Source organism: Chryseobacterium bernardetii (assembly GCF_003815975.1).
GTDB classification, from domain to species: Bacteria; Bacteroidota; Bacteroidia; order Flavobacteriales; family Weeksellaceae; genus Chryseobacterium; species Chryseobacterium bernardetii.
Genome location: NZ_CP033932.1, coordinates 1,393,601 through 1,406,043 on the forward strand (window position 1 = coordinate 1,393,601; position 12,443 = coordinate 1,406,043).

Here is a 12,443-nt window from a genome sequence, read left to right on the forward strand (position 1 = left end):
AATTTAGGTTACAAATTTATCCTTTTGCGCTTGATGTTGCTTTGTAAAAGGCTATCCACCATCCATAAACACTCCATCCAAAAAATGTGTTAATCATTAACACCGTAATGAATTTAAATTTTATAAATGGTAATCTAATTAAAGCTATCATTGAAGGAAGGAAATATATAAACAGAATTATTTTTAAAAATAATGCTCCTCCTTCTTCCTGTTGGGTAGTTGTTGCGGTCAAAACTTGTATCATGCCTGTTAATAAAAAAGCGTGGAACTAATATCAATCCGTACATAGGTGCCGCGAAGTACCCGATAACCAGAAAGACTTAGCCCACGCCATATAAGCATGGGCGTAAGTCTATCATTTTTGGTTATCATTTTAAAGTTCGCGGCTTTATGTACCAAAACGATAGCTTACGCTTGACGTTATTTTAATTTGTAAGCAAATATATAAAATCAAATGTTATATAATGGAATAAATTGTCTCTTATCAAAAAGTGAAGAAGTAATTATAATTTTTTTAGAATAAATTACAGGTAAATCCTAGAGTAATTGTGATAAGTGTATTGTAAATATACCATCTTTAGGAACTGCTTTTTTATTATTTTTAAAATGTTCTTTTCCTCATATTTTTACCATAATCATTTATAGGATGTTTGATTATAGGCTGTTTCTCCATACCATAGATATTTACTTTTGATCAGATTGAGAAGAACGTACTGAGGTGCTATTTCACAGGCTGTTCTAAAGAGTATTGGGTAGGTGGTTCTATGGAGAGGAAGTAATCCCTCACAGCTCTTGTAAAATAAAACAGATCGAGATCGATACGGGAGAACCGTAGCTAAAGTTTGTACTCCTGAAGGAAAATATCTTTCTGCTGGATTATAAAAGCAGAATTCGGATGGTGAAATTATCAGCATTTAACTCCTAAAGTACTCGGTTAAATGTAGAATATTATTAAATCTAAAGGTATAAATAAAATATAAATTAATTCAGCTTGAATATTTAATGAGACTTCCCAAAAAGTTTGGGCAGCCTCTCATTTGGTCGATTTTGTACGTACCTCTATACAGGAAGTATATTCAAATATTAATTCTCAAAAAGATATGCCTGACTTTTAGGATATCCTCATTGTTTTTGTAAATAAAATTATAATGCGTCAAGTTTTGTCGCTCCCTCGATGGATATTTGCAATATATAAATGACACAGAAATGAAATTAGATTTTAAAACTCACGGTGGAGATAATCAGCCTGAAAACCACCTAAAAAAATAAGGCTGAAACCAAGGATAGCTCTACTAAAAAGAGTCCCAAATTTCAACCATTTATAAAACTATACAAATTTACACAAATGTCAATAAATAGCAATGCGTCACAGACGCTTTTCAGATTCGCTACGATGCGTAATGCTGAACTTCCCAATCCTAAAGACCTGAATAAAAGATTTATTTTCAGAGATCCCAAGCTAAAATCTTCAAGTGTTTTTGATTTTAATTTAGCTACTGAGAGGACACTCTCAGCTATCTGTTCCAAAATTGACAGTCATTCTATTCCATTGGATATATATACAGAAGCCAACTTAAAAGTACTGTTTGGAAACTTTTATGAAACTATGGTATGGGTAGCCAGGAATAAAGCCACAGCCTCCAAAACAGATTTTGACAGTAAAATTAATACCTGTAAATCAGCATATGGTACTGTTGCAATAGACGTTATACTATGGGATAACCTGGTTTACCAGGTTGTTACCCAAAAAGATTTCTATGCTAAGGAATTCATCATGCAGTTATTACACCTATCTCATATTCTTAACTTCTATGACGGAAAAGATGAGACTTATCAAAATATCATTAATGCTAAAGTAGTACTTCCAAAAGAATTATTCAAAACAGATGTTGGTTCTGCAGCAAATGGCACTACGTCCAGAATTGTAGAGAGCAGCTCAAATACACTCTACAATGAAAAGAACATGAAATTTGCAGAGGCAAATTTCAACCTACAGGCCAATCAGGTATTAACTGCTTCATTAGAGAAATTAGCAAAAGCTTACCAGAAAGAATACCAGCAATCCTATAATGATGCCCAGGCCCGTTACCAGGCTAGTATAAAACCAATTCAGACAGAATATCAGGCTCAGGTATCAGAGACAGAAAACCGGAAATCCATCATTGAAAACAGAATTAAGTATATTACTGACCTAAGTATTTCAGACCCTGAATTATTTGCAAGGAATACCGAGCTGAAAGATGAATTATATAAATTAAAAGAAGAGCTTTTAGGACTTTATATTCCTGTTCCTTCGCTTCCTGAATTCAGTTTTACTTTTAGAAATGAAATTGATGGCACAGCATTAGAAAGTGCTTTGAACGGGGAAAATAAAGCGGCATTAAACAGAATCTTTGAAACTGCTTCACTAAGTGAAGCCTTAAAGGGAATTTCTACTTTTTCAGAGTTGCTGCAGGCTGTTGCCAGAAATAATCAACTCTTACAACAACAGGTATTAGACAATACACAGCTTAATCCTGAGGTTTCTGCCTCAGTGGGCGGAGTCCTAGTCCCTGTTGCAGATTCTTTAAACAAAAACGGGTTTGTTCCTTATAGCGTAAAAACTTATAACAGGGGATATTCAGACTGGTTTATCATGTTAACAGTTGATAATTATACCCATACTATCGTGTCCGGAACGTATAAAGTTACGATCAACGGAACGGAAATTTCGTCTTCCAATATATTCCAGGTTGTCAATGGGATCAACTACCTTTTTTATAATGGTACAGGCATTCCTGCTTCTCAGACCCTAAATACAGGAGGTTTTGTTTTACAGGGAGAGGTGGTTTTAGATGATGGAAAAACGTATATTCTGAATGTAACACTATCCAGAGACCCTTCTGATATTGACAGAATTCTGAAACAAGCTGTTTTTAAAGGAAGTGCCGCCTTTGCACCTGTAGAAAAGCCTGTAGATCCAGAGATCCCTCTTACCCCTGTCAACCCGGGAGCATTCATCCCGTCGGGATTTGGGATGAAAAATATCGGGGTAGCAGATTATCTTAAAGTAGAGCAATCGCTGCAAGGCTATGTAGAGGGAGAGGTAGCCCACATCGAAAACGTTATGGCAAGGGAGCGCAGAGAAAAATCTACCAAGAAAACTTCCAGAAGTGAAATTACCAGTATGGAATCCTCAGATACGGAGAAAGAACAGCTGCGGGACACCTCTTCTACTGATCGTTTTGAGCTTCAAAGCGAAATCTCAAAAGCTTTACAGGATATAAAGGATGCTAATATTTCTGCTTATGTAAACGGTCATAATACATATCCTAGCGGCTCTATTAATTATGGTGTTGCAGGCGGGTTCTCGACGCATAATTCCAAAGAAGAGAATACCCGTCAGGCCATGACCCAAGCAAAAGAAATTACCCAAAAAGCTACTGACAGAGTTGTTACCAAAGTACATAAAGAACGTACTGAGAAAATGATTGAAGAGTTTGAAGAGAGCAACATCCATGAGTTTGACAACAGAAAAGGAGACAAACATGTTGTGGGTGTTTATCGCTGGGTCGATAAGGTCTATAAAAACCAGATCTACAACTATGGCAAACGAATGATGTTTGAATTTATGATTCCTGAACCGGCAAAACTGCATAGCCTGGGAATGAAAATTTCTAAAAATGCAGAGAATATGCTTATAAAGCCTGTAGACCCGAGAACATCATCTATAAACAAAATGGAAAACTATATGGCTTTGGACGGAACGTCAGGAGATGTCATCCTTAAATATTGGTCCGGGGTTTACAATGTAGAAGTAGATTCCATTCCTGCCGGTAAAATATATTTATCTAAAGGGTTCTCATACGGAAAAGATTTGGTTCCGGAAGGAGCGTCTAATTCAAACACCAGTGCGGTAGGCTTACAAAAAGATCTGGAAATTCCTGAAGGATATGTTACAACAGAATATACCATTAATTATGGTGGAAAACAATACACAGGAGCACTATTAAACGTAAGTATCGGAGACAAAAAAGTAATTACAGACAGCAGTGCTCCGGGGAACTTTAATACTTCAGGCTATTTAGTAGGTATTACCAATTTATTACCTATAAGTATTTCAACGGATAGGTTCTATTCTTTTGAAGCTAACGTTACTATTACCTGTGAATTAAACAGAGAAGGAAAAATTAAATATTTGCAAAAGGTTTTCAACAAAATCATTGCTGCCTACGAAAAAGCGAAAACCCAATACGAGCAGGATCTTGCGGCTATACAGGCTCAGGGAGTACAGATCAAAGGTTCTAATCCGGGATTCTACAGACAGATAGAAAATACGATTTTGAGAAGAAACTGTATTTCTTATATGATAAACCAGGATCCTTCGGCAGCACTTACTTTTGGGAAAAATAAATATTATAAAACAGATTCCGCAGAGGAGAGCTTCCTCAATACAGAGGTAAAGCTGGATTCCACTTTGGACAGCTATACTGCTTTTGTGAAGTTTATGGAACAGGCTTTCGAATGGGAAATCATGAGTTATTATTTCTATCCGTACTATTGGGGAAACAGGAATAACTGGGATAAGATGTACCAGTTTGATGATAATGATCCTACGTTCAGGGCATTTATGCAGTCGGGAATGGCAAGGGTAATTGTCACTGTAAGACCAGGCTTTGAAGAAGCCGTAAGGCATTACCTGGCCACAGGGCAGATCTGGAATACAGGAGAAGTTCCTGTAATTGATGATCCTTTATTCTTATCCATTGTAGAAGAAATGCGTAAAACGGAAGGCGAGAAATATGGTAAGGCATGGGCGACAAGGTTGCCAACAGCTCTTACTATTCTTCAGGCGCAGTCTATTGGTCTGAATGTGACAAAAGCGCTTCCGTTTGATGATAACCTTTCGGATTATGAAGACCCTACAAAAGTTCCGCAATCTTCGCAGATTGTACCTGTTGACGCTCAAATGGGAGGAGGGGAAACCCAGACGTTTGGAAACCTGAGAGGGTTTATTGAAGGTGCTGGAGGAAAGACCGCTAAAATTGTACTGAAACGGGAGGATGGAAGTACCTATACTTTTACTTTTTCTAACGTAGAAGGAGATTGGCTCATAGAAAGAATCCCTGTTGGGAAATATGAGCTGAATATAGATGCCAACAATGTTTTCCCTGAAACTCAATTTGCCGTTGATGGATATAAAAACAGTGAAGTGGTAATCTCTGAAAACAGTACCACTGATGTATTCATTGCACTTCATAAACTTTAATAAGTAACCTGGCTTTGGTAACCGGTGGCTGGCTTTTGACAGCCACCGGAAGCCAACAGCTAAAAACAACGAAATAATGGAAACAAAAATAGCCGATATTCAGCTGATACAATTTCCCGAAAGTGTACAGAAACAAAGAAAAGCTACCCATGGCGTAGTAGTCAATACTGAAAATTTTGATGCTAAAACACAGAAGCTGCTGATTTCTGTAAATAATAAAGTATATGAAGCAGACCCTGTAACCAAAGAAATAGAAATCATTCTGAAAGAACCACCAAAGTCTGATTTACAAAATACAATTTTTTCATCCGATACCTACAGGGTAAAAGCTCATATCATTGATTCTAAAACTGAAAAAATATTGGGCTCTAAATTGCAGGAATTTAAAACTGAAGTCCAGAACTTTCAACATCAAAAATATGACGAATTACTGTCCACAAGTAACGTGGTTTTAGGAGATTATAAGTCTATTCTGGAAAAATGGAGACAGGAACTTTCTACAAAAGATATGGATATGTCTCATCCAGAACCGTGGAAAGAATTTGATGTGTACAGTCAGTATATAGGATACTTATGTTACGGAATCAATGCAAAGGCAAACAATAATTCCAATACATTTCTGACAGGATTTACTGCAGCTATAAAATATGAAGCGTACAATATAGGAAATGGAAGTAAAGAAGGCTTTCATAACTGGATGTACCTGCTTAATGTATGGATGGACAACAGAGGAGAACTCGTTGATGCCAGAATGGATCTGTTTGCTTACAGGTGTAATTTACAATCCGGTCCGGAAAGGGAAATTCTTAGGGGCAATACAGGTAAAGGCAAATCTTCTGTCAGCCAAAGCAGTTGGGGGTCTGTAAGTAAAGGAAAAAAGCTTCATGATGAAATCTTCTTGCAGAAAAAGCTTATCCTGCTGGATAATATCAGGGATATGGATTTTGAGGCCAACAGCTCTTTAAAGGATTTCTACAACAGGACTGCATCCATACTGAGGGAAGCCAGTATTTTCAACAGAACTTCAGATATTTCTTATTCTTTTGCCCTGGCTAATAAAGAAGATGATAATCTCCTATCTACTATTGCTGGCAAATCAGCTGCCCATGACTATCCTTTCCTTACTGAAATTATCAAGAATAAACAGTTTGGGGTATTTAAAGAAATACAAGGTATTTTCGGGTATATTTTTGACGATGTATTGGGGGCGGTATCTTTTTCTAAAAAACTGTTCAATTACAGGGGCCCTTTCTTACTAGGCTCTATTGCCGTAGAAAAAAACAATGCCGGAGCTATCCATAGTTTTCAGGATGATAATCCCGATGCTATTTTATACGACTTACAACTTTTAAACAAAACCAACCTAAAACCTTAAAGCCATGCTATATTTACCAGAAACATTGGTGCTAAACCAACCGGAATCAGATGTTAATAATTATGAGGAAAGCAGTAATACTTGCTTTTGCCTGGGTTTTACCAAAGTACAGAGCAAAATTAAAATGGACATTGGAGAGGAGTATCAGGACCTTCTTAATGCACACCTCACTGCAATTTCCTGGATAGAAGATAATAAGGGAAATATATATAGCGGAGATAATGCTAGTCGTGCTAATCCATACCGTGATCGGATTATAAAGACCTGCACACTTTACATAGACCGTGGAGGGAAAATAGTACAGGGGCATTACCAGGAACTGAAATATTATGCCCAGATTGTACAACGAAGCCCTACCAGTGCTACAGATGATAGGATAGAAAAAAAGATACGTACTGAGAATGATTTTAAAACTCGGTTCAAATCACAGGGATTACAGCTGCATCAGGAAATCATAGATCAGGGGCTGCTAAGGATAGAAGGGTTTGAAGATTTTAAAATGAATCCTAATGCCGAATTTTTCAAAAAAATAAAGGAGGTCTGCCTGTTTAACCAAAGCAGTGAAATGAATTTTATCTATGCCATTGCCCATAAAGAAAAAAAGTATCTTGACATTGTAAAAAATACAGTATCTTTAGCAGCAGTCCCTTACGAGCTGGAATTAGGACCTTTTGTAAAGGTTTTGCAGGAATCTCTAGGGCTGGTTGCTTTCCTTTGTGATGTAGATTCTGAATATGAGCTTACTGACAGCCTTTTTGAATATAGAGGACCAGTAATAATTTCAGATGTTTACAATAGCAATTATACTAACAAATTGATTGAAATACAGGATGGTAGCGGAACAAAGGAATGGGAAGGACGAAAACAAAGTAAAGTATTGGAATCTGGGATGGACAAAGATAAATTGTCTAAATTTAGTGCTTTAGAGAGTTTTATGGAGCTCCAGACAACATTGACAGAAGAAATAAAAAAGAAATAATATGAGATACCCGATTTTAACTTTATTTTTATTAATAATATTATATTCTTGCAAAAATACCGATGTAAAGGTAATACATGATGATTTAGTTGTCTTAAATCCTGATATTAATGAGATAAAGAAAGGGTATTATAAGTATTCTACATTCAATCCCTCTTATCCAGATTATTATCTTTATTCTCCTATAGGACCTAGTAGAAAAGAAAAAGGTAAAGCAAAGTCTCTAATACCAGAATTTGATCATTTTGATTATCGTATTTTTTATAAGTATATCAAAAATAATTTCAATGGACAATACGAAGCTTATTTAGTAAATAATAATACTATACTATATAGAGACTATGTAGAAATATATAAGGATGAAAAAGAAAGGAAGTTCAAAGCACTACAGGATTTTGAGAATTATTTTAAACAAAAAAAAATTAGTTTTAAGGTTCATAAACAAAAATATTTTGAAGACGACGGTGGAACAAGATTTGTTTTTTTATTAAAAAAGAATGACCTGAAAACAGATTCCGTATATTTCTCTGTTTTCTTGACAAAAGAAAAGATGGAAGCCTCACTCTTCTACAACATTAAAGATACTATCAATGCTTTTCCGTGGATTTCAACAACACCTTATCGTGGACAAAAAATTGAAGATTAAGATATTTCCCTGAAGCTAAGCTTTGGGGGTTTTTATGAAATTTAAACAGAACTTATTGAATACTTAAGTCAGAACAGATAAAGATAAATTTTCTAAATTTAATGCTTTGCCTGATTTTTAGAAGTTCAAACAGTTCTTTCATCTGAAATTAACGCTGAAGTCGTCTTGACTTTTGAAAATATAAGAGGTTATAGAAATTTGTGTTGCAAAATATAAAACCTCCACTCATCGCCCCATTATATGTACAAAGTACTAAGAAAAGATACAATAGAAATGGAAATAGTACCTTATCTACCAACTCCTAAAAGAGTATTACAACAAAGATTCCTTTATATGAAATAGTTAATTGTATTTGTATAAGTTGAAAACTGGGATTGAGTGGCATTTGCTGCCTATATTAACCTGATTTTGGGTTGATTTACTTATACAAGTGATTTGTAATCATTAGCTTATGTTTAAGCACATAAATTTTATAGTATAAGGAATATAACCAATATACATAATATAGGTAATATGTGTAATTTGTATAATATTTTTAATGTTATCTTAGATATGTGTAATTTTTGATAAAAAATATGGGGATTTTGTATTTTTTTAATATGTTTGCATAAAATAAAATCCGTCAAGTATTCGACCACCGACGGATTATATTTTCGATTTCAATATATGGAAAAAGAACTTTCTTTTATCCCCTATACCGTATTTTTATTTAGCAAATATAAAATTTATTACTGAATAAAAAAATTGTGATAGTGAATTTTTAATATTTTTAATCATGTAACATTCAAAAGTGTATAGGAGGCAAGTAAAGCTAGTTTTTTCCGATATAAAATTTGTATTAATCTTAAAATTATATTTATTATGGAACAAAAACTTAGTGAGCTTCACAAACAACTGGAAAAATATATTGATGAAAATATTTTTTCAGATAATTTAAAGAAAAAACTTATATATCAGTTTAAGCGGCTTTCCCATTTCATGGAAATGAAACTTATTGTTGTTTATGATAAGAATGTAGGTGAAGAATATTTAAAATTTCGCGATATTCCAGGAAATAGTAGATCTAATAAAAAAGACAATTTTCGATATGATGCACGTTACATAGGTTTATTGAATGGAATGCTTGAAGGAAAATGGATAATAAAAAAGAAAACACAAAATTTTGAAACTCTATTTCCAGATAATTCTTTAGGCTTTTATGTAAAGAACTTTCTAATTTCATATGTAAATGAAAGACGCCTGTCATCAACTACCAAACGCTATTACTATGGCTCACTTCAAAAATTTTGTGAAAAAGCATTAGAAGATAAAATATATAGACCTGAAGACATTACATCTGAATATATTTTACAGTTTATGTCTTTACAGAGTTATAAAGATCATCCAGCAACTGTATTGAGATCGCTCCTTTCAGATTTATACTCAAAAAAAATAATAAATTTTCGTACAGCAAATATTCTTGCAAATTATAAAGCAAGATCTGGCCGTAAATTACCATCATACTATACTCTTGACGAAATTGTCTGTATTGAAAAATCTGTGGATAGAAAATATGCTATAGGAAAAAGGGATTATGCAATGATTCTTTTAGCAACACGTCTAGGTTTAAGATCTTCAGATATAAGATTACTACAATTCTCAAATATTAATTGGGAGACTAATTTGATTTTAATGGAGCAATTTAAAACAAAAAAAATGATTGAGCTGCCGTTATTAACTGATGTTGGAGAGGCTATCATAGATTATATAAGGCATAGTCGACCTAAATCTATTTCAAAATACATTTTTTTAAGGGCAAGTGCGCCTTATCTGCCATTAGGAGGAACAGCTTTGAATGCAATATTCAAGAAATATTTTATAAAATCTAATGTTGAATTTGCAAAGAAACGTCATGGTCCACATTCCATGCGCCATAGTTTGGCAACCAATTTACTGAAAAATGGGACAGCGTTACCTATTATCTCAGAAGCATTAGGACATTGTAATACAGCTAGCACCATGCCTTACGTTCATCTTGATTCGCAAGAGTTACTAAAATGTTCATTGGATGTACCAATGGTTTGCAATAATTTTTACATACAAAAAGGAAAAGGGTTATTATGATACATAGAAAAAAAGAGTTTATTTATGAGAGTGAGTTCGCACCATATATAAACAGTTTTCTTTTAGAGAAGGAGCGGAAAGGACAATTAAAATCTGATATGTTAAAAAATTTCATGCTAGAATTTGATCGTTTTTTTCAAGAATATAATATTACAGATCTACAAATTACTGAAGATGTTATCTTGCTATGGAAAAGCACAAGAATTAATGATAATGATAGGAATTTGTACCATAAATATATTGCCTGGAAACACTTTTGTTCATATTTGTGCAGTTTAGAAATAGGAAGTTATATACCTAGAATTCCTAAGGCTGGCCGCCAAAATAACTATATACCCTATATATTTACTGCTGAAGAAATCAAACTGATTTTTGAAACTGTGGATAAACTAAGGATATCGAAAAATAGAAACATCACTCCTATGTTTGCAATGCCTGCTCTATGTAGATTGCTTTATAGTACAGGAATGCGTATTAGCGAGGCTTTATCTCTTAAAAATGAAGATTTGGATTTCAATAAAAGAATAATTCATATTAACAAAACCAAGAATGAACAACAAAGATTGGCAGTTATGACTGACTCTTTGTTTGCTGTTTTACAAGAATACAAAAACTTTAAAGAGCTTATTCCTGTAAATAAGATAAATTCCAACGAAAAATATTTTTTTGTGACACAATTGGGAAAACCATGTCACAAAACTAATGTCCGATTTTGGTTTCAAAAAGTTCTTTATTGTGCAGACATACCAAGGCATACTTATGTTAATCGGCCTAGAATTCACGATTTAAGACATACTGCTGCTGTCCATGGTTTTCAGAAGTTAATAAGCCAAGGAATGGGTATACATTGTAGTCTTCCTCTGATTTCAATATTTCTTGGACATAAACATATTAAATCGACAGAGCAATATGTTAGATGGACAAGTCAAATGTTTCCCGATTTAATAGAAAAACAAAAGATCATGTCTTTTGTTTTTCCAGAAATGAAATTTATTAAAAAAAATGATTATGACGGATTTTGGTAAACATTTAGAAAAATTCTTTATAAAGTACCTTGTTGGAGAGTACGGTGCATCTAAACATACTATAAGAGCATATAGAGATAGTTTTGGGATGCTACTAGCTTTTATGAAAGAGGCTAAGTCAATTAATGCGGATACATTACAATTAAAGCATCTTAATAGAGACGTTATATTGGATTTTTTACTTTGGCTTGAAACAAGACATAAAAATAATATATCTACAAGAAATCAAAGATATGCAGCCATTAGATCATTTTGTAAATACTTACAATATGAAGAACCCACACGAATATCCGAGTGGCAGAATATACGCTCTATAAGACTAAAAAGAGGTATTACTAAAACGATTAACTATTTATCAATTGATGCTATTAAATTACTTCTGGAACAAATTTCCACCAATAACCATAATTCAAGCAGAGACTTGGCAATGATAGCTTTATTATATGATAGCGGTGCACGCGTTCAGGAATTGATAGATCTATCTCCTTCTTGCTTAAGATTGGAAAAACCATACACCATTCGTTTATTAGGAAAAGGAAATAAAGAACGCTTTGTAATATTACAAGAGGAGCAGGTACAGCTTTTGAAGCAATATATTTTGGATTATGGTCTTAATAGACGAGAGAAGGAAATGGGACCTTTGTTTTTTAACAGAATAGGTGAAAAGCTTACTACTGCAGGAGTTACATATATTTTAAAGAAGTATGCAAATCAAGCCAGGCTAATTAATAAAGAAATTATACCATCTGTTATAAGCCCACATATTTTAAGGCATTCTAAAGCTATGCACCTTCTTCAGGCCGGGATAGATTTAATTACAATCCGGGACTTTCTTGGGCATTCAAGTATACAAACAACAGAAATATATGCTCGAGCAGATTCAAAACAAAAACGCGAGGCGTTAGAAGCTGTATATGTTGATGTATTACCTCAAAATAGTTATAATGGAAGATCCTGGGAGAACAACTCTTATTTAAAGGAATTTTTAAAAGGTTTAGGATAATTTTTTTGTTAAAATCAAAAGCTAAAGACAGAGTTTATATCATAATGTATTGATTGTTAGTTAA

Annotated in this window: 8 protein-coding genes; 7 read left to right on the top strand and 1 reads right to left on the bottom strand. The window is 33.9% G+C overall.

The features are described 5' to 3' along the window. Nucleotides 1–16: 16 nt before the first annotated feature. Complete coding sequence (locus EG339_RS24745) at nt 17–244, bottom strand: superinfection immunity protein (RefSeq protein ID WP_123869406.1); 228 nt, start codon at nt 242–244, stop codon at nt 17–19. A 1,101-nt stretch (nt 245–1,345) separates the two neighbouring features. Here EG339_RS24745 and EG339_RS06515 point away from each other — a divergent pair. The 7 genes from EG339_RS06515 (at nt 1,346) to EG339_RS06545 (ending at nt 12,379) form a co-directional block, all read left to right on the top strand. Further along, nucleotides 1,346–5,248, top strand: a complete 3,903-nt coding sequence (locus tag EG339_RS06515; protein WP_123869408.1) for a carboxypeptidase-like regulatory domain-containing protein — start codon at nt 1,346–1,348, stop codon at nt 5,246–5,248. A 76-nt stretch (nt 5,249–5,324) separates the two neighbouring features. Then, complete coding sequence (locus EG339_RS06520; protein ID WP_123869410.1) at nt 5,325–6,623, top strand: hypothetical protein; 1,299 nt, start codon at nt 5,325–5,327, stop codon at nt 6,621–6,623. A 4-nt stretch (nt 6,624–6,627) separates the two neighbouring features. Beyond that, on the top strand, nt 6,628–7,602 hold the full coding sequence (locus EG339_RS06525; protein WP_123869412.1) for a hypothetical protein: 975 nt from the start codon (nt 6,628–6,630) through the stop codon (nt 7,600–7,602). 1 nt (nt 7,603) lies between these two features. Continuing rightward, on the top strand, nt 7,604–8,248 hold the full coding sequence (locus tag EG339_RS06530) for a hypothetical protein (RefSeq protein WP_123869414.1): 645 nt from the start codon (nt 7,604–7,606) through the stop codon (nt 8,246–8,248). 861 nt (nt 8,249–9,109) lie between these two features. Continuing rightward, nucleotides 9,110–10,351, top strand: coding sequence for a site-specific integrase (locus EG339_RS06535; RefSeq protein ID WP_123869416.1), 1,242 nt, complete (start codon nt 9,110–9,112; stop codon nt 10,349–10,351). Beyond that, nucleotides 10,348–11,376 carry a tyrosine-type recombinase/integrase gene (locus EG339_RS06540; RefSeq protein ID WP_123869418.1) on the top strand — a complete coding sequence of 343 codons (1,029 nt, stop codon included), beginning with the start codon at nt 10,348–10,350 and terminating at the stop codon, nt 11,374–11,376. The genes EG339_RS06535 and EG339_RS06540 overlap by 4 nt, the downstream gene beginning before the upstream one ends. Next, nucleotides 11,360–12,379, top strand: a complete 1,020-nt coding sequence (locus EG339_RS06545; RefSeq protein ID WP_228459713.1) for a tyrosine-type recombinase/integrase — start codon at nt 11,360–11,362, stop codon at nt 12,377–12,379. Before EG339_RS06540 ends, EG339_RS06545 begins: the two co-directional genes overlap by 17 nt. Nucleotides 12,380–12,443 lie beyond the last annotated feature (64 nt).

Coding starts and splice junctions, on each gene's coding strand:
- EG339_RS24745 (WP_123869406.1), bottom strand. CDS start 244: ATGATACAAGTTTTGACCGCAACAACTACCCAACAGGAAGAAGGAGGA.
- EG339_RS06515 (WP_123869408.1), top strand. CDS start 1,346: ATGTCAATAAATAGCAATGCGTCACAGACGCTTTTCAGATTCGCTACG.
- EG339_RS06520 (WP_123869410.1), top strand. CDS start 5,325: ATGGAAACAAAAATAGCCGATATTCAGCTGATACAATTTCCCGAAAGT.
- EG339_RS06525 (WP_123869412.1), top strand. CDS start 6,628: ATGCTATATTTACCAGAAACATTGGTGCTAAACCAACCGGAATCAGAT.
- EG339_RS06530 (WP_123869414.1), top strand. CDS start 7,604: ATGAGATACCCGATTTTAACTTTATTTTTATTAATAATATTATATTCT.
- EG339_RS06535 (WP_123869416.1), top strand. CDS start 9,110: ATGGAACAAAAACTTAGTGAGCTTCACAAACAACTGGAAAAATATATT.
- EG339_RS06540 (WP_123869418.1), top strand. CDS start 10,348: ATGATACATAGAAAAAAAGAGTTTATTTATGAGAGTGAGTTCGCACCA.
- EG339_RS06545 (WP_228459713.1), top strand. CDS start 11,360: ATGACGGATTTTGGTAAACATTTAGAAAAATTCTTTATAAAGTACCTT.